A 16,721-nucleotide genomic window follows, 5' to 3' on the forward strand; every position below is an offset into this window, starting at 1 on the left:
CCGCTCGGGCAGACGAAGGGGCCCGGGCACGCCACCACGTCATGGCGGCCCCGATGGCACCGCCGAATCAGCCGGGGTGAGGCCCGCCGCAGGGCACGTCGCTCCTCATTGCACACCAGCCAAGGAACCGCACCGTGATGGATGACAACTACCTCGCCGCCCCCGACCGCTACCAGCGCCAGCCCTACCGACCGGCGGGCCGCCACGGCCTGCGCCTGCCCGGCATCGGTCTGGGCCTTTGGCACAACTTCGGCGCCGGAAGCGATCCCGCCACCGCGAAGGCCATGGTGCATCAGGCGTTCGATCTGGGGATCACCCACTTCGATCTCGCCAACAACTACGGGCCGCCGCCGGGATCTGCCGAACTGACCTTCGGCACGCTGCTCAAGAGGAGCCTGGCTCCCTATCGGGACGAGCTCATCATCGCCAGCAAGGCGGGCTACGTGATGTGGGACGGCCCCTACGGCGATGGCGGCAGCGCCAAGTACCTCTTCGCCAGCCTGCACCAGAGCCTGCGCCGTCTGGGCCTCGACTACGTGGACATCTTCTATCACCACAGGCCGGATCCCCGCACCCCGCTCGAGGAGACCTGCCAGGCCCTGGCCCTGATGGTGCGCCAGGGCAAGGCGCTCTACATCGGCCTCTCCAACTACCCGGCCCCGCTCGCGGCCAAGGCTGCCGCCCAGCTGGCGGAGCTCGGCACCCCCTGCCTGGTCAACCAGCTCAAATACTCCCTGTTCCAACGCGATATTGAGCCCGACACCCTGCCAGCCTGTCGGGAGCACGGCATGGGGGTGGTCGCCTTCTCGCCCCTGGCGGGGGGGCTGCTGAGCGATCGCTACCTGGCGGGCATTCCCGCGGATTCCCGCGCCGCCAGTGCCAGCCCCTTCCTCACGGCGGACCAGATCACCGAGGAGAAGCTCGCCACCGTCCGCGCCCTGCATGCACTGGCCCTGCAACGGGGTCAGTCCCTGTCGCAACTCGCACTGCAATGGGTGCTGCGCGACCCCGTGGTGAGCTGCGCCCTGATTGGCGCCAGCCATCCCCAACAGATAACGAGCGCCGTCGACGCCCTGGGGCAGCCCCCTCTGGACGATGATCTTCAACAGAAAATCCTGTCCATACTGGCCTGACAGCACAAAGAGATCATAAAACAGATCTCAACAGGCGTGACTGACCTGTCAGAACGTGACGGGACAGTCATGGCTTCTGACAGCATGCGGCAAGCCGCGCCCTGCATGGTCCGCCAGCGCCCTTTCCCGGCCGGAACAGGGCGCTGAAATCCCCAATATTCACTGGTTGCCCGCGCGATTTTCCGCCATCATTGGCCGCCCCGACCCGTTCGGGGTTGATTTTATCCAGACCCCATAACCAAGAGATCTGCACCATGACCGAATCCTACGCCCTGTTCGTCGCCTTTGTGCTGGGCATAGTGGAAGGCCTGACCGAGTTCCTCCCCGTCTCCTCCACCGGCCACATGATCATCGTCGGCCACCTCCTCGGGTTTGAAGGACCCAAGGCCGCCACCTTCGAGGTGGTGATCCAGCTCGGCTCCATCCTGGCAGTGGTCGTCATGTTCTGGCGCCGCCTGTTCGGACTCATCGGCATTCACTTCGGTCAGAAACCCACCCCGGGCCACGCGACCCTCTCCCTGGTGCACGTCATCCTCGGCATGCTGCCCGCCGTGGTCGTCGGGCTGGCTATCCACAGCTGGATCAAGGCCAATCTGTTCGGGCCGGAAACCGTGATGTATGCCCTGGTGGCCGGTGGCATCCTGCTCATCATCGCCGAAAAGTTCCGCCCCGCCGTGACCGCGGAGACCCTGGACGACATCAGCTACAAGCAGGCATTCGGCATCGGCCTGTTCCAGTGCCTGGCACTCTGGCCCGGTTTCTCCCGCTCCGGCGCCACCATCAGCGGCGGCATGCTGATGGGCATCAGCCGCCACGCGGCAGCAGAATTCTCCTTCATCATGGCGGTACCCATGATGATCGCGGCCAGCGGCCTGGATCTCTACAAGAGCCGCGATTTCCTCTCCATGGCGGACTTCCCCATGTTTGCGGTGGGCTTCGTCACCGCCTTCGTGGTGGCCATGGTCGCCATCAAGACCTTCCTGGCGCTGATCCGTCGTCTCGACTTCATCCCGTTCGCCATCTACCGCTTCCTGCTGGCCTTCGTCGTCTACCTGGTCTTCGTGGCCTGATGGGCTTCGCCGCCAAGCAACACAAAAGGGACCCGAGGGTCCCTTTTTTCATGCCGTGATACCGCCTCAGTCGCGCGGCAGCCCGCGATCACCGGGCAGCCGTGACCCAACTCAATAGAGGTGCTGGCTGATGCCGTTGAGCAGCCGTGACAACCCCTTGGTGAACTGCACGGGGGCATCCTGCACCGTGTAGCAGAGGCAGCCGTCCGGGGTACGGGGGCTGTGGGCGTGGCTGGCGTCACGCCAGATGAAGTCCCCCGCCTGATAGCGGGTGTCGCCATCCTCGATGGTGCCCGCCAGCAGCAGGGTCAGCTCATATCCCTTGTGGGTGTGCTCCGGGATCCGCCCCCCCGCCTCGATGTGGAGCAGGTTGGCCCGCGCCCCCATCTCGTCCAGGGGCAGGCTGACCTGGCGGATGGCCCCGAGATGACGCCACCTGGGGGCATGATGCCGTGCCAATGCCCTCGGCAGCCGATAACTGTGACCCGCCACCCTGAGCTCTGGCCTCGGGCTCTCGGGAAGGGCGAGCGCCACCTCCGTCGCCACCGGCTGTTGCAGTATGCCCGCCAGCATGGCATCGAATCCGGCGGGCAGCGCCTCGTCCGGCGCGTCAGGGGCGAGATGCTGGCACGCCAGCGCCTCTTCAAATTCCTTCACCCGGGCGGCGCACTCGGGGCAGAACTCGCAATGGGCGGAGACACCGACGGCCAGCGGCAGAGGCAGCTCGTCGGCGGCGAAGGCGCGCAGCATGGGTTCAGTCGGATGGGTCTTAATCATGGCCTTGCTCCACTTGTTCCTTCAGTTTCTGTAGTGCCAGCCGCAGCCGGGACTTGATGGTGCCAAGGGGCACGCCGAGCCGGTCGGCCAGCTCCTGCTGGGAGAGCTCCTGCAGATAGATGCCGCGCACCACCTGCTGCTGCGGCTCCGGCAGCGTGGCGACATAGTGGGCCATCTGACGGGTCAGCACCGCGTCTTCACCGCCGCTCAGGTGCTCCTCTTCGGCCCGGAACTCCAGCAGCGGCCAGATCTCCTCGGCGCAGAGCTCCTCCTTGCTGGCGCGGCGGCGACGCAGCATGTCAAAGCTCTGGTTGCGCATCACTGTGTAGATCCAGGTGGTGGCGGCGCCCTTGTCGGGGTGATAGAGCCGTGCCTTCTGCCAGACCAGCAGCATGGTCTCCTGCACCAGTTCCATGGCGTTGGCTTCGCTGCCGAGGTGGCGCAGCCCGTAGCTGCGGATGCGCGGCGCGAAGTGGTGGAACAGGGTGGCGAAGGCAGCCTTGTCGGCCCGCTCGGCCACCCGGACCAGCAAAGATGTGAGGTCGCCGTCTGGGTTGTCCATGGGGGGCGATGTCCTGCGTGGAGCCGATTGTGGTTGGCCAGTATATGCCATTGCGCCATCCCTCGCGTGTGGTGTTCACCCCCAATACGGTGAGCGAGGAAAATGGATCACCGGGAAGGGGAATTCAATGGCTCGCGACCAGCAGACCGCTCAGCAGGGAGAGAGTGGGCTGGTTGTCCTTGGCCGCCACCAGCCACTGTTTTTGCTCCACCGGGATGGGCAGCACCTCCAGCCAGCGCTGGGCGACCCAGCTCGCATCCTCCCAGTCCGGCTCCGGATAGAGGGCCGCGTACTCCGGATAGTCGTTGAACACATCCTGCAACGCCTTGGCCAGGGAGTGCTGATCCGCCTGGAGCCTGCCGCTCTGCCAGGGGGGCAGGGGCTCCACCTCGCCGACCCGCAGACCGTCCTCTTCCTGCCAGAGATCCGTGATGCGCACCCGCTCCACCCCGAGCACCGTGATGCCGAGCAAACCATCGGGCAGCAGATCGAAATCGATGATGCGCACCCGGGTGGCGATGGGGTACATGTTGCGCAGCGCGTCGGGCTGGCGGGGGTCCAGCATGCAGAGCGCGAACTCCCGCTCCCGGGACTCGGCGATCATGCGCTGGTATCTGGGCTCGAAGATGCGCAGCGGCATAATGCCGCCCGGCAGCAGGTGAGCGGAGAGTGGAAACAGTACCAGTGTCATGGGAATCATCCTCCAACGGCGTCCTCAAAGGATACGACCGCCACGGGAAGCGGGATCATTCAGATCGAATCGGTATAAATAACCCTGTCATAATCAGGGGAAAATAGCCTGGGCAAGCCGTTTCGTTATGCAGTAGAAATGGATAACCACCACTTATCCAAATCAATATCCTGCAATGTGGTGGAAAACGCAGTGAAATATCCGCCACACCTACGGGTGCGGGCCGTTCCTATAGTTTTCTCGGCCCGATGCGGGTAAAATTCACGCCCTTATCCAGTCAGTCACTTTTCGACGCGCAACCTCGGTGGTCAGTTATGAAAGAGCATATTCATCATCTACTTGAACAAACGGTAGCCAATCTCAAGTCCGCAGGCGTCCTGCCCGCCGACCTGGAAGCCCGGGTGCAAGTAGACCGATGCAAGGAGAAGGCTCACGGCGACCTGGCCACCAACCTGGCCATGCTGCTGGCCAAACCGGCCCGCAAGAATCCCCGCGAGCTGGCCGCTGCCATCATCGAGCACCTGCCTGCCTCCGATCTGATCGCCAAGGTCGAGATCGCCGGCCCCGGCTTCATCAACTTCTTCTTCGACCCGAGCTGGCTGGCCGGTCAGGTGGAAGCCATGGTGACCTCCGACAACGCCAACGTGAAGCTGCCGGCGCCGCAGACCGTGGTGGTGGACTACTCCGCCCCCAACGTGGCCAAGGAGATGGCGGTGCACCACATCCGCTCCACCGTGCTCGGTGACGTGGCCGCCCGCGCCCTCGAATTCCTGGGCCACAAGGTGGTGCGTGCCAACCACATCGGCGACTGGGGCACCCAGTTCGGCATGCTGATCGCCTATCTGGAGAAGATGGCCAACGAGCACGCCTCCGACATGGAGCTCAAGGACCTGGAAGCCTTCTACACCCAGGCCAAGCGTCACTACGACGAAGACGAAGCCTTCGCCGAGCGCGCCCGCAACTACGTGGTGAAACTGCAAGGTGGCGATGAGTACTGCCGCACCATGTGGAAGAAGCTGGTCGACATGACCATGGAGCAGAACCAGCGCAACTACGACCGTCTGAACATCTCCCTGTCCAACAAGGACATCATGGGCGAGTCCATGTACAACGACATGCTGCCGCAGATCGTTGCCGACCTGAAAGCCAAGGGGCTGGCAGTCGAGAGCGAAGGGGCCACCGTGGTCTTCCTGGACGAGTTCAAGAACAAGGATGGCGAGCCCATGGGCGTCATCATCCAGAAGAGCGACGGCGGTTTCCTCTACACCACCACCGACATCGCCTGCGCCAAATACCGTTACGAGAACCTGGGCGCCGACCGGGTCATGTACTTCATCGACTCCCGTCAGCACCAGCACCTGATGCAGGCCTGGACCATCACCCGCAAGGCGGGCTATGTGCCGGAATCCGTGCCCCTCGAGCACCACGCCTTCGGCATGATGCTGGGCAAGGACGGCCGTCCCTACAAGACCCGCTCCGGCGGCACCGTCAAGCTGGTTGACCTGCTGAACGAAGCGGAAGAGCGCGCCAGCGCCCTGCTGGAGAGCCGCAACAGCGACCTCTCTGCCGAAGAGAAGGCCCAGGTGGTGCACGCCATCGCTATGGGCGCGGTCAAGTATGCGGATCTCTCCAAGAACCGCACCACCGACTACATCTTCGACTGGGATCTGATGCTCTCCTTTGAAGGCAACACGGCGCCGTACCTGCAATACGCCTACACCCGTATCCAGTCCATCTTCCGCAAGGCTGGCGTCGATGCCGATACCCTGAGCGGCAAGGTGGTCCTGAGCGAAGACGCCGAAGAGACCCTGGCCCAGAAGCTGATCCAGTTCTCCGACGCGGTCAACGGCGTGGCGGACAAGGGGATGCCGCACCTTCTGTGCACATATCTCTATGAATTGTCTGGCAACTTTATGACCTTCTACGAAGCCTGCCCGATCAACAAGGACGGCGTGGACGAGGCGACCCGCCAGAGCCGTCTGCTGTTGTGCGCCGCCACCGCCAAGGTGCTCAAGCTGGGCCTGGGCGTGCTGGGCATCCACACCCTGGAGCGCATGTAATAGATGGCGACCCGGGATTACGTCGGCAACAGCCCGAGACGACGGGCGGGTGGCCGTAACATCAAGAAAGCGGCCCCTCGCCGCTTTCCTGTTATCCCGGCACTGCTGGCCGGGGCCCTGGTCGTCGGTTTTGGCGCCTTCCTCTACCTCATCAACGGCAAGGGCGCCGATGCCCCCACCATCGAAGAGCAGGTGAAGGCCAACAAACCCAAGGCACAGGGCAATACCCTGCCCCAGGAGAAGTGGAGCTACATCGAGCGGCTGGAGAACAAGCAGGTGGACATCATAGAGCCGCCGCCCCAGCCGGGCGTGCTGCCGCCCCCGCCTGCCGAGACCATGACCCTGCAACCGGAGAAGCTGCCCAAGCCGGTCGCGACCGACATTCCCCAGCCGGGAACCCCCATAGGTCAGGTGAAGCCCTATCAGCCGCAACCGGTGCAGCCGGCCACCGGCGCCCCGGTCGCCAGCGCCCGGGAGCAGGTGATCGACCAGAAGGCCGAGCGTGAGCGGATGGAGCGGGAGATCCGCGCCGAACTGGAGCGGGAGCGTGCCGAGGCCGCCAGAGCCAAGGCGGCGACCCAGACTGCACAGACCGCAGCCGCCGACGGCGGTCGCTACATGATGCAGTGTGCCGCCCTGCGCTCCCAGGATTCCGCAGAATCCCTCAAGGCGCGCATCGCCTTCACCGCCGGGCTCTCTTCAAGCCTGCAGGTGGTGAACGGGGCCGGTGGCGCCGTCTACAAGGTGATGGTGGGCCCCTTCAACGGCAAGGCGGCGGCCGATGCGGCCAACCGCAAGCTGCAGGGCTCGGGCATCAGCGGCTGCATCCCCAAGAAGGGGTGATCGCCGCGTCCATGCACAGGGCCGGGTGGCAACACCCGGCCCTGTTTCTTTTGGCGCCATCCCGCGCCCACCCGATCCCTCCCCCGCGATCCGTACTCGGCACAGGCTTGAAAAGCCGTTTTGCCATCCCCATCTTTTCCTCCATGCACAGTCAGGCCGTCATTCGGCTCAAGCGAGGTAAGTAAAGTGACTACCATAGTTTCAGTTCGCCGCAACGGTCAGGTCGTCATCGGTGGCGATGGCCAGGTTTCTCTTGGCAACACCGTCATGAAGGGCAACGCCCGCAAGGTTCATCGCCTCTACAACGGCAAGGTACTGGCTGGTTTCGCCGGCGGCACCGCCGACGCCTTCACCCTGCTCGAGCGCTTCGAAGCCAAACTGCAGGCCCATCAGGGCAACCTGGAGCGCGCCGCCGTGGCGCTGGCCAAGGACTGGCGCACCGATCGCGCCCTGCGCCGCCTCGAGGCGCTGCTGGCCGTCGCCGACGAGCACAAATCCTTCATCATCACCGGCAACGGTGACGTGGTGCAGCCGGAGCACGATCTCATCGCCATCGGCAGCGGCGGCAACTTCGCCCAGTCCGCCGCCATCGCCCTGCTGGAGAACACCGAGCTCGACGCCAAGAGCATTGTCGAGAAGTCCCTCAAGATTGCGGGCGACATCTGCGTCTTCACCAACGGCAACCACACCATCGAAGTGCTGGATTATTCAGCTAAATAAGCCGGCGAAATAGGGCCGCCAAATAAGGCCGTCAGCCAAACCCCATTTTCCAAGGGGTGGGCCCTGCCCGCCCCGGATACAGGAACGCCATCATGTCCGAGATGACCCCGAGAGAAATCGTCCACGAGCTGGACAGACACATCATTGGTCAGGCCGACGCCAAGCGCGCGGTCGCCGTCGCCCTGCGCAACCGCTGGCGCCGGATGCAGCTCTCCGAGGAGATGCGCCACGAGGTGACCCCGAAGAACATTCTGATGATCGGCCCGACCGGCGTCGGCAAGACCGAGATCGCCCGTCGCCTGGCCAAGCTGGCCAACGCCCCCTTCATCAAGGTGGAAGCGACCAAGTTCACCGAAGTGGGCTATGTGGGCAAGGAAGTGGACAGCATCATCCGCGATCTGACCGATGTCGCCATCAAGCTGGTGCGCGAGACCGAGATGGAGAAGATGAAATACCGCGCCGAGGAAGCCGCCGAAGAGCGCATCCTCGACGCCCTGCTGCCCAACCCGCGCAACAGCTGGGGTGAGGAAGAGAAAGCCGACAACTCCAACACCCGCCAGATCTTCCGCAAGAAACTGCGGGAAGGTCAGCTGGATGACAAGGAAATCGAGCTGGATCTGGCCGCCTCCCCCATGGGTGTCGAAATCATGACCCCGCCGGGCATGGAAGAGATGGCCAACCAGTTGCAGGGGCTGTTCCAGAACCTGGGCCAGAACCAGAAGAAGAAGCGCAAAATCAAGGTCAAGGAGGCCATGAAGGCGCTGATCGAAGAGGAAGCAGCCCGCCTGGTCAACCCGGAAGAGCTGAAGCAGAAGGCCATCGCCTCCGTCGAGAACAATGGCATCGTCTTCCTCGACGAGATCGACAAGATCTGCAAGCGCGGCGAGAGCTCGGGCCCGGACGTTTCCCGTGAAGGGGTTCAGCGCGACCTGCTGCCGCTGGTCGAGGGCTGCACCGTCAACACCAAGCACGGCATGGTCAAGACCGATCACATCCTGTTTGTCGCCTCCGGTGCCTTCCAGATCGCCAAGCCGTCCGACCTCATCCCCGAGCTGCAGGGTCGTCTGCCGATCCGGGTCGAGCTGACCGCCCTGACCACCGAAGACTTCGAGCGCATCCTGACCGAGCCGAACGCCTCCCTGACCGATCAGTACAAGGCACTGATGGCCACCGAAGGGGTCAACATCGAGTTCACCCAGGATGGTATCCGCCGTCTGGCCGAAGCGGCCTGGCAGGTCAACGAGCGCACCGAGAACATCGGCGCCCGTCGTCTGCACACCGTGATGGAGCGGCTGATGGAAGACATCTCCTACGACGCCTCCGAGAAGTCAGGCGAGACCTTCGTCATCAACACCGACTACGTCAACGCCCACCTCGGCAAGCTGATTGAAGACGAGGATCTGAGCCGCTTCATTCTGTAACAGGTTGATCGATAACGAGGAGCTGAGCGGTTTACTATCCTGCTCAATCCCATAGCAAGACGCCTCCCCTGTTGAGGCGTCTTCGTTTTCAGCGTTCTCCCGACTCGCAGCCGTCCCGGGCCACATCACCCTGCACGGCACGCTCCCCCCTTCCCGCCAGCCAGAGCGCACTCATCAGCAGCAAGGCCGTCAGGGCGAAGGTGACCCGGGTGGCAAACGCCAGCTCGTCCGCCGTCGCGAGGGCGAGATCGGGCCGCCCCGCCAGGGCGGCGAACAGGCCCCCCAGCCCCGCCGCCCCCGTCAACTGGCCCAGGTTGCGCGACAGGGTCAGCAGCCCGGCCACGGCGCCCCGGCTCGCCCCCTCCGTCTCCCCCACCACGGCGCTGTTGTTGGCGGTCTGGAACAGGGCATAACCGGCGGTGAGCAGCAGGATGGGCAGCAGGTAGCCGAGGGGCCCGAGCGCCCTGTCCAGCAGGGCCAGCAAGACGGCGGCCACCACCATGAGCCCCATGCCGAGGCGCACCACAGGGGTCGCCCCCACCCTGTCCACCAGCCAGCCGGCAGGCATGCCGGACAGCGCCGCCAGCAGGGGGCCCATGGAGATCATCAGCCCCACCGTCCCCATGTCGAGGGCAAAGGCGCCGTGCAGGTAGAAAGGACCGATCAGCAGCGTCGCCACCATGACGCTGGCCACCAGCGCACTGGCGATGATCCCGCCTCTTCGCCTGGACGCCCCCAGCAGCGCCAGGGGCAGCAGAGGGCGACGGGCGCCCGAGTCGGCACGCACGAAGAGCGCCATGGCGACGAGCGCCCCTATCCCCGGCCAGGCCCCGAGCGGGCTGCCCCGGGTCAGTGCCAGCCCGTAGCAGAGCAGCGCCGTCACCAGCAGCAACAGACTGGTGAGCGGGAGGCCTCCCTCGGCAGAGCCCGCCTCATCCCGGGGCAGGTCGCGCCAGGCACACCCCAGGGCCAGCAACGCCAGGGGGAGCAGCAGCAGGAAGGGTGCCTGCCAGCCAAATCCGCCGATCAACAGGCCGCCAAAGGAGGGGCCGAGCGCCGTGCCGCAGGCCGACAGGGTGCCGAGCAATCCCATGCTCCAGCCCCGTCGGGCTGGCGGCACCAGCTCTCCTGCCATGGCCAGCGAGAGCACCAGCATGCAGGCCGCACCCGCCCCTTGCAGGGTGCGAGCGGCAATGAGCCAGCCAATGGAAGGGGCCAGGGCGCACAGCAGGGAAGCCAGCGCAAAGACCCCGGTCCCCCAGAGCAGCAGGCGACGCCGCCCCAGACGATCCCCGAGTCGGCCCGCCACCACCGTCAGACTGGTGATCCCAAGCAGGTAGGCCACCAGCACCCATTGCAGGCTGGCGAAGGGCACGCCGAAGTCCTGCCCCAGGGCAGGCAGCACCAGGTTGGCCATGCTGCCCGCCAGCATGGGCAGCAGGGTGGCGAGCCCGAGCCCCACGAGGCCAAGACGGCGCGTCACGGGAGGGGGAACAAGAAGTGGTGTGGACATGGCAGTCTCTCCGGCAAGTGATGATGCACTCAGGCTAGCGGGGGAGATGACAAGGCGGAAGACGCACGGATTGCAGCTTATAGTTGCATCAGACGCCATATGAAGAGACGGCAACTCGCGTATCATGAAGGGGTCGGCCCGTCAGGCGCCGCCTGCGAGGAGACGACCATGACCCCGGATTTCAACCTGCTGATCACCCTGGATGCCCTGCTGGAAGAGGGCAGTGTGGCGGGCGCCGCCAGACGGCTAGGCCTGAGTGCTTCCGCCATGAGCCGGGCCCTGGCAAGGCTGCGGGAGACCACGGGGGATCCGCTGCTGGTGCGGGCGGGACGCGGCCTGATCCCCACCCCCCGGGCGCAGATCCTGCGGGATGAGGTCGCCCGCCTGGTTCAGGAGACCCGGGCCGTGCTGCGCCCCCAGCAGGAAGTAGACCCGGCGAGCCTGGAGCGCACCTTCCGCCTGAGATCCAGCGACGGCTTCGTGGAGGCGGTGGGCCCCGCCCTGCTGGCGCGCCTCGCCGTCGAGGCCCCCGGGGTGCGGCTGCACTTTCTGGCCAAACCCGACAAGGAGAGCGGCCCCCTGCGCCGTGGCGAGCTGGACTTCGAGACCGGGGTGATCGGCGCCACCACGGCCCCTGAGCTGCGCACCCAGGCCCTGTTCCAGGACCACTTCGTCGCCGTGGTGCACCCGGACCACCCCCTCTGCGACGGCACCCTGACCGTGGCGCGCTATGCCGCCGCGCGCCACGTGCTGGTCTCCCGCCGGGGCCAGCCTCACAGCCCCATCGACGAGATCCTCGCAGGCCAGGGGAGGCGGCGCACCATCACTACCCTGGTTCCCGGGTTTGCGACGGCGCTGGCCCTGGTCAGGGAGAGCAATCTGGTGGCGACGGTGCCGCACCTGCACTGCGCCAGCCTGCTCGGCGATCTGGTCACCCTGCCCCTGCCCTTCGCTCTGCCAGGGATCCGGGTCGCCCTGCTCTGGCACCCCAGTCAGGATGCCGATCCGGGCCACCGCTGGCTGCGCGCCCTGATACGGGACACCTGTGCCCGGCCCCCCTATCACACCGGGGCCACCGACACCCCCTGATCCGGGTCAGGCAGCTCCCGGCTCCATCACCAGCCTCTTGTGGCCCGGGCACCCGCATCCGGGGCCTGAAGCGCCTTTCACCACCCCGTCACACCGACATGCCCGTGGCTTGGGCACAAGCGGTGGATCCTTCCCCCTGCCGGACGGGGATCACGGCCCCTCAGAGCGGGGCGGATCACATTGCGGGCAAAAAGATCCTGCCACCCGCTTCCGCATTTTTTATACGGTCGTATAATTGCGTACAAAATGCATACACAAGGAGCGCCAGCCAGATGCACCCCACCCGTCAGAAACTGCTCGATACCGGCCTCGCCATCGCCACCGAGAAGGGGCTGCGCGGCCTGACGGTGCGCGAGCTGGCGGCGGCGGCCGAGGTGAACCTCGGCTCCTTCGTCTATCACTTCGGCAACCGCGACGCCTTTATCGACGAGCTGGTCGAGCTCTGGTACGCCCCCCTCTATGACGAGCTCAAGGCGGTGGCAGCCAAAGGCTCCTACCCCTCTGCCATCGCCATGTTCGAGGCGACCATGGAGGCGCTGATCGGGCTGGTGGCGCGCCAGCGCGGCTTCATCAACCACCTGTTTGGCGATGCGCTGGCGGGGGAAGGGGCGGCCCAGCGCTTTCTGCTCAGCCTGCCGCGCCGCCATCCCCTGCTGCTGATCGAACAGGTACGGATGGCACAGGCGGAAGGGTCGCTGGTCGCGGGTCACCCGCTCCAGCTGATGATCTTCATCATGGGGTCGGTCGGCCTGCCGCTGGTGATCGCCGGCAGCGGTCGCCAGCTCGGCTGGCTGCCCGAACAGGCCGCCCCCTTTCTCAGCCAGATAGACAACCCCGAGGCCGCCAGACAGCGGCTGGTATGGGCCCTGCGCGGCCTGCGCCCCACCGACATGAAAGAAGGAGAAACGGCATGAAACAACGCATCGCGATGCTAGCTCTGCTGCTGGCCGTTCTTGGTGGTGACCTCTGGTGGCAGACCCATCCTCAAGGAGAAGCAGCATGAAACAACGCATTGCAATCGTGGCCCTGCTGCTAACTGTTATCGGTGGCTACCTCTGGTGGCAGGGGCGCCCGGCCGACGGCTCCATCCTCTACGGCAACGTCGATATTCGCGACGTCAATCTGGCCTTTCGGGTCGGCGGCCGCGTCGATCAGGTGCTGGTCGATGAGGGAGATAGCGTAAAAGCCGGTCAACTGCTGGCCCGCCTCGATCCGGCTCCCCTCACCCACAGCCGCGACAGCGCCTTGGCCAATCTGGCTGCACTCACTGCCGCCAACGCCCTGATGCACAAAGGCTATCGCAGCGAAGAGACCGACCGCGCCCGGGCCGCACTGGCCGCCGCCGAGGCCGCTGCGCTGGAGGCCGACCAGCAGTGGCGCCGCCAGAGCGCATTGGCCGCCACCGGCGCCATCTCCCGCGGTCAGCTCGATACTGCCCGCTCCCAGCGGGATCAGACCCAGGCGCAGGTGCGCTCGGCACGCGAACAGCTCGCCCAGCTCGAAACCGGCTACCGCCCGGAGGAAATCGCCCAGTCCGATGCCCAGCTGGAAGGGGCCAAAGCGGCGCTCGCCAGTGCCGAACTGGCGCTGGCAGATGCCAGCCTGACCGCCCCCAGCGACGGCATCATCATCAGTCGCGCCATCGAGAACGGCAGCATGGTGCAGAGCGGAGTGACCGCCTTCAACCTCTCCCTGACCGCGCCAGTCTGGGTGCGCGCCTATGTGGAGGAGCCCTGGCTCGGCCACTTCCCGAGCGGCGCCAAAGTGACCCTCAACACCGACTCGCGGCCGGATCAGCCCTATCACGGGGTGGTGGGTTTTGTCTCGCCCACCGCCGAGTTCACCCCGAAATCGGTGGAAACCCCGGACCTGCGCACCCACCTCGTCTACCGGCTGCGCATCGTGGTGCAGGATCCCGACCCGGCCCTGCGCCAGGGGATGCCGGTCACCATCAGGCTGGCTCCATGAGCTGCGCCATCTCCCTCGAGGGGCTCACCAAATGCTTTGGCGAGCGGGTCGCCCTCAACGCCATCTCGGCCACCATTCCGGCCGGTGGCATTACCGGACTGGTGGGCCCCGACGGCGCGGGCAAGAGCACTTTGCTGCGCCTGCTGGCCGGTCTGCTGATCCCCGAAGCGGGCACCATCCGGGTGCTGGGGCTGGACCCGGTGAGCGAGGGGGATCTGTTGCGTCAGCGCCTCGGCTACATGCCCCAGCAGTTCGGCCTCTACGAGGATCTCAGCGTGCTGGAGAACCTCACCCTCTACGCTGACTTGCGCGGCGTACTGGAGCTCGAACGCACACCCACCTTCGCGCGGCTGCTCGCCTTCACCGACCTTGCCCGCTTCACCACGCGACCGGCAGGCAAGCTCTCTGGCGGGATGAAGCAGAAGCTCGGGCTGGCCTGCGCCCTGCTCGGCACCCCGGATGTGCTGCTGCTCGACGAACCCGGGGTCGGGGTCGATCCCATCTCCCGCCGCGCCCTCTGGCAGATGGTGCGCGAGCTGGCCAAGGGGGGGATGACGGTGCTCTGGAGTACCGCCTATCTCGATGAGGCGGAGCTGTGCGACCACGTGCTGCTGATGGCGGATGGCGAGGTGCGCACCAGCGGCACGCCGGCCGATCTGATGGGGGCCATGGCCAGCCGCTGCTGGCTACTGGAGGCGGGGCAACTGGATGGCCGCGAGCGGCGCGCCCTGCTGCGCCGGGCACTGGCTCACCCGGCGGTGATGGATGGCGCGGTGGCGGGGGAGCGGGTTCGCCTGCTGCTGCACCCGGGCATGACGCCCCCACCGCTGGCAGAGCTGCATCTCGCCAACGGCGCCTTTCAACCGGCCCAGCCCCGGTTGGAGGATGCCTTTATCGACCTGCTCGGCGGCGGCCCCGGCGGGGAGTCGAGTCTGGCAACCGGGATGCGCGAAGCGGAACTGCCGCAGGGGGTCTCCCCCGAGGCGGTGATCGAGGCGCGCCACCTCACCAAGCGCTTCGGCGATTTTGCCGCCACCGATGACGTCAGCTTTGCGGTGCGCCGCGGCGAGATCTTCGGCCTGCTCGGCCCCAACGGGGCGGGCAAGTCCACCACCTTCAAGATGGAGTGCGGCCTGCTGCGCCCGAGCGAGGGACAGGCGCTGGTGACCGGCATCGATCTGGCCCACAGCCCCTCGGCAGCGCGCCAGCGTCTCGGCTACATGGCGCAGAAGTTCTCCCTCTACAAGCAGCTCACCGTGGCCCAGAACCTCTCCTTCTTCGCCGGTATCTACGGCCTGTTCGGCCGCCACCAGCAGACGCGGATCGACGCCATGGTGACTGCCTTTGCCCTCACCCCCTGGCTCGATCAGAAGGCGGAATCCCTGCCGCTCGGCCTGCGCCAGCGCTTGTCGCTGGCCTGCGCCCTGCTGCACGAGCCACCGCTGCTGTTTCTCGACGAGCCCACCTCCGGGGTCGATCCGGTGACCCGGCGCGAGTTCTGGTCGCACATCAACGCGCTGGCCGACCACGGCGTCACCGTGCTGGTCACCACCCACTTTATGGATGAGGCGGAGTATTGCGACCGCATTGCCCTCATCTATCGCGGCAAGCTGCTGGCCCTCGGCACCCCGGACGATCTCAAGGGGCTGGCCGCCAAAGAGGCGGCGACCTCTTTGCCAACCGGCTCCTTGCCGACCTGTTCTTTGCCAACAATGGAAGAGGCCTTTATCACCCTGGTCGAGCGGGCCAGCGAGGAGGACGCATGAGCATCAACCGTCGGCGACTGCTGGCCCTCTGCCGCAAGGAGACGCTGCAAATCGTCCGAGATCCGAGCAGCATCCTCATCGCCTTCATCATGCCGGTGGTGCTGCTGGTGGTGATGGGTTACGCCATCAATCTGGATGTGGACCATCTGCGCATCGGCATCTGGCGTACCGATAGCGGCGCCCCGGCGGTGCGGCTGGAGCAGGCCCTGCGCGGCTCAACCGCGCTGGAGATCCACAGCGGCCCGAGCAAGGAGTCCCTGCTCGCCAGTCTGGCCCGTGGCGAGATCCGCGGCCTGCTGGTGATCGATGACGGCTTCTCCCGCGCGCTGGCCGGTCAGGACAATGGCACGCCGCAGGCGCTGCTGCTGACCGACGGCTCCGAGCCCAACACCGCCAACTTCGTCACCAACTATGTGCAGGGGATCTGGCAGGGGTGGCTCGCTGGCGAGGGGGTCGCCATGCCGGTGTCGATAGAGAGCCGCGCCTGGTTCAACCCGGCGCTGGTGAGCCGCAACTTTCTGGTGCCGGGCTCCATTGCGGTGGTGATGACCATCATAGGCGCCCTGCTCACCTCGCTGGTGGTGGCGCGGGAGTGGGAGCGCGGCACCATGGAGGCGCTGCTCGCCACCCCGGTCACCAAGGGGGAGCTGCTGCTCTCCAAGCTGTTGCCCTACTACGGCCTTGGCATCATCGCCATGCTGCTCTGCCTGCTCTTCTCGGTGGCGGTGATGGCGGTGCCGTGGCGCGGCTCCCTGCTGCTGCTCTTTCTGGTCACCAGCGTCTTTCTCGGCAGCGCCCTCGGACTCGGGCTGTTTCTCTCCACCGTGATGCGCAGCCAGTTCAACGCCGCGCAGGCGGCGCTGATCGCCGCCTTTCTGCCCGCCGTGATGCTGTCGGGCTTCGTGTTCGAGATCGCCAGCATGCCACCGCTGCTGCGAGCCATCACTCACCTCATTCCGGCCCGCTACTTCGCCAGCTCCCTGCAGACCCTCTATCAGGCGGGCAGCGTCTTCTCGATCCTGCTGGTCAACGGTTTCTGTCTGCTGCTGCTGGCCGGTTTCTGGCTGGCCCTGACCGCCCGCAAGACGCGGCGCACTCTGGAGTAACC

15 protein-coding genes are annotated in these 16,721 nt (G+C 65.9%); 11 read left to right on the top strand and 4 right to left on the bottom strand.

All coding sequences use genetic code 11. The features are described 5' to 3' along the window. The first annotated feature begins 137 nt into the window (after positions 1–137). Positions 138–1,133: an aldo/keto reductase gene (locus tag C3F36_RS09160; RefSeq protein WP_104454945.1), complete on the top strand. Its 996-nt coding sequence runs from the start codon at positions 138–140 to the stop codon at positions 1,131–1,133. Positions 1,134–1,387: 254 nt separating this feature from the next. After that, the gene (gene bacA, locus C3F36_RS09165; RefSeq protein ID WP_010676024.1) at positions 1,388–2,203 is read left to right on the top strand and encodes an undecaprenyl-diphosphate phosphatase; all 816 of its coding nucleotides are present in this window, start codon (positions 1,388–1,390) and stop codon (positions 2,201–2,203) included. A 111-nt stretch (positions 2,204–2,314) separates the two neighbouring features. Here the strand turns inward: bacA and C3F36_RS09170 are convergent, their stop codons facing one another. The 3 genes from C3F36_RS09170 to C3F36_RS09180 form a co-directional block, all read right to left on the bottom strand. Next, positions 2,315–2,980, bottom strand: coding sequence for a ChrR family anti-sigma-E factor (locus tag C3F36_RS09170; RefSeq protein ID WP_104454946.1), 666 nt, complete (start codon positions 2,978–2,980; stop codon positions 2,315–2,317). Further along, on the bottom strand, positions 2,973–3,542 hold the full coding sequence (locus C3F36_RS09175; RefSeq protein ID WP_010676026.1) for a sigma-70 family RNA polymerase sigma factor: 570 nt from the start codon (positions 3,540–3,542) through the stop codon (positions 2,973–2,975). Before C3F36_RS09175 ends, C3F36_RS09170 begins: the two co-directional genes overlap by 8 nt. Positions 3,543–3,666: 124 nt before the next feature. After that, positions 3,667–4,233 (bottom strand): LON peptidase substrate-binding domain-containing protein, encoded by a 567-nt coding sequence (locus tag C3F36_RS09180; RefSeq protein WP_010676027.1) that lies wholly within the window; start codon positions 4,231–4,233, stop codon positions 3,667–3,669. Between the two features lie 314 nt (positions 4,234–4,547). Between C3F36_RS09180 and argS the strand changes: the two genes are divergently transcribed. The 4 genes from argS (at position 4,548) to hslU (ending at position 9,277) form a co-directional block, all read left to right on the top strand. Next, complete coding sequence (gene argS / locus C3F36_RS09185; RefSeq protein ID WP_010676028.1) at positions 4,548–6,293, top strand: arginine--tRNA ligase; 1,746 nt, start codon at positions 4,548–4,550, stop codon at positions 6,291–6,293. 3 nt (positions 6,294–6,296) lie between these two features. Continuing rightward, positions 6,297–7,136: an SPOR domain-containing protein gene (locus C3F36_RS09190; protein WP_104454947.1), complete on the top strand. Its 840-nt coding sequence runs from the start codon at positions 6,297–6,299 to the stop codon at positions 7,134–7,136. 186 nt (positions 7,137–7,322) lie between these two features. Continuing rightward, the gene (hslV, locus tag C3F36_RS09195; protein ID WP_005306539.1) at positions 7,323–7,856 is read left to right on the top strand and encodes an ATP-dependent protease subunit HslV; all 534 of its coding nucleotides are present in this window, start codon (positions 7,323–7,325) and stop codon (positions 7,854–7,856) included. A gap of 92 nt (positions 7,857–7,948) precedes the next feature. Further along, a complete protein-coding gene (hslU, locus tag C3F36_RS09200) occupies positions 7,949–9,277 on the top strand; it encodes an HslU--HslV peptidase ATPase subunit (protein ID WP_010676031.1) in 1,329 nt (442 codons plus the stop codon). Positions 9,278–9,365: 88 nt separating this feature from the next. On the opposite strand, the gene C3F36_RS09205 is transcribed toward hslU, so the two are convergent. Further along, positions 9,366–10,790 (bottom strand): MFS transporter, encoded by a 1,425-nt coding sequence (locus C3F36_RS09205; RefSeq protein ID WP_104454948.1) that lies wholly within the window; start codon positions 10,788–10,790, stop codon positions 9,366–9,368. A 168-nt stretch (positions 10,791–10,958) separates the two neighbouring features. Here C3F36_RS09205 and C3F36_RS09210 point away from each other — a divergent pair, with 168 nt between their 5' ends. The 5 genes from C3F36_RS09210 to C3F36_RS09230 all read left to right on the top strand — a co-directional run bounded on the left by C3F36_RS09210 (position 10,959) and on the right by C3F36_RS09230 (position 16,719). Further along, positions 10,959–11,879: a LysR family transcriptional regulator gene (locus C3F36_RS09210; protein ID WP_010676033.1), complete on the top strand. Its 921-nt coding sequence runs from the start codon at positions 10,959–10,961 to the stop codon at positions 11,877–11,879. 272 nt (positions 11,880–12,151) lie between these two features. Then, positions 12,152–12,793, top strand: a complete 642-nt coding sequence (locus tag C3F36_RS09215) for a TetR/AcrR family transcriptional regulator (RefSeq protein ID WP_010676034.1) — start codon at positions 12,152–12,154, stop codon at positions 12,791–12,793. Between the two features lie 85 nt (positions 12,794–12,878). Then, positions 12,879–13,847, top strand: a complete 969-nt coding sequence (gene hlyD, locus C3F36_RS09220) for a secretion protein HlyD (protein WP_104454949.1) — start codon at positions 12,879–12,881, stop codon at positions 13,845–13,847. Continuing rightward, positions 13,844–15,613 (top strand): ATP-binding cassette domain-containing protein, encoded by a 1,770-nt coding sequence (locus C3F36_RS09225; protein ID WP_104454950.1) that lies wholly within the window; start codon positions 13,844–13,846, stop codon positions 15,611–15,613. The genes hlyD and C3F36_RS09225 overlap by 4 nt, the downstream gene beginning before the upstream one ends. Continuing rightward, on the top strand, positions 15,610–16,719 hold the full coding sequence (locus tag C3F36_RS09230; protein ID WP_104454951.1) for an ABC transporter permease: 1,110 nt from the start codon (positions 15,610–15,612) through the stop codon (positions 16,717–16,719). Before C3F36_RS09225 ends, C3F36_RS09230 begins: the two co-directional genes overlap by 4 nt. The last annotated feature ends 2 nt before the right edge of the window (positions 16,720–16,721 follow it).

The sequence above is a fragment of the Aeromonas sp. ASNIH2 genome (assembly GCF_002934795.1).
Taxonomy (GTDB): Bacteria; Pseudomonadota; Gammaproteobacteria; order Enterobacterales; family Aeromonadaceae; genus Aeromonas; species Aeromonas caviae.

Bases quoted from the DNA above. Each gene is read 5' to 3' on its own strand.
- C3F36_RS09160 (WP_104454945.1), top strand. From the start codon at position 138: ATGGATGACAACTACCTCGCCGCCCCCGACCGCTACCAGCGCCAGCCC.
- C3F36_RS09175 (WP_010676026.1), bottom strand. From the start codon at position 3,542: ATGGACAACCCAGACGGCGACCTCACATCTTTGCTGGTCCGGGTGGCC.
- argS (WP_010676028.1), top strand. From the start codon at position 4,548: ATGAAAGAGCATATTCATCATCTACTTGAACAAACGGTAGCCAATCTC.
- C3F36_RS09170 (WP_104454946.1), bottom strand. From the start codon at position 2,980: ATGATTAAGACCCATCCGACTGAACCCATGCTGCGCGCCTTCGCCGCC.
- C3F36_RS09180 (WP_010676027.1), bottom strand. From the start codon at position 4,233: ATGACACTGGTACTGTTTCCACTCTCCGCTCACCTGCTGCCGGGCGGC.
- C3F36_RS09225 (WP_104454950.1), top strand. From the start codon at position 13,844: ATGAGCTGCGCCATCTCCCTCGAGGGGCTCACCAAATGCTTTGGCGAG.
- bacA (WP_010676024.1), top strand. From the start codon at position 1,388: ATGACCGAATCCTACGCCCTGTTCGTCGCCTTTGTGCTGGGCATAGTG.
- hlyD (WP_104454949.1), top strand. From the start codon at position 12,879: ATGAAACAACGCATTGCAATCGTGGCCCTGCTGCTAACTGTTATCGGT.
- C3F36_RS09205 (WP_104454948.1), bottom strand. From the start codon at position 10,790: ATGTCCACACCACTTCTTGTTCCCCCTCCCGTGACGCGCCGTCTTGGC.
- C3F36_RS09215 (WP_010676034.1), top strand. From the start codon at position 12,152: ATGCACCCCACCCGTCAGAAACTGCTCGATACCGGCCTCGCCATCGCC.
- C3F36_RS09230 (WP_104454951.1), top strand. From the start codon at position 15,610: ATGAGCATCAACCGTCGGCGACTGCTGGCCCTCTGCCGCAAGGAGACG.
- hslU (WP_010676031.1), top strand. From the start codon at position 7,949: ATGTCCGAGATGACCCCGAGAGAAATCGTCCACGAGCTGGACAGACAC.
- C3F36_RS09190 (WP_104454947.1), top strand. From the start codon at position 6,297: ATGGCGACCCGGGATTACGTCGGCAACAGCCCGAGACGACGGGCGGGT.
- C3F36_RS09210 (WP_010676033.1), top strand. From the start codon at position 10,959: ATGACCCCGGATTTCAACCTGCTGATCACCCTGGATGCCCTGCTGGAA.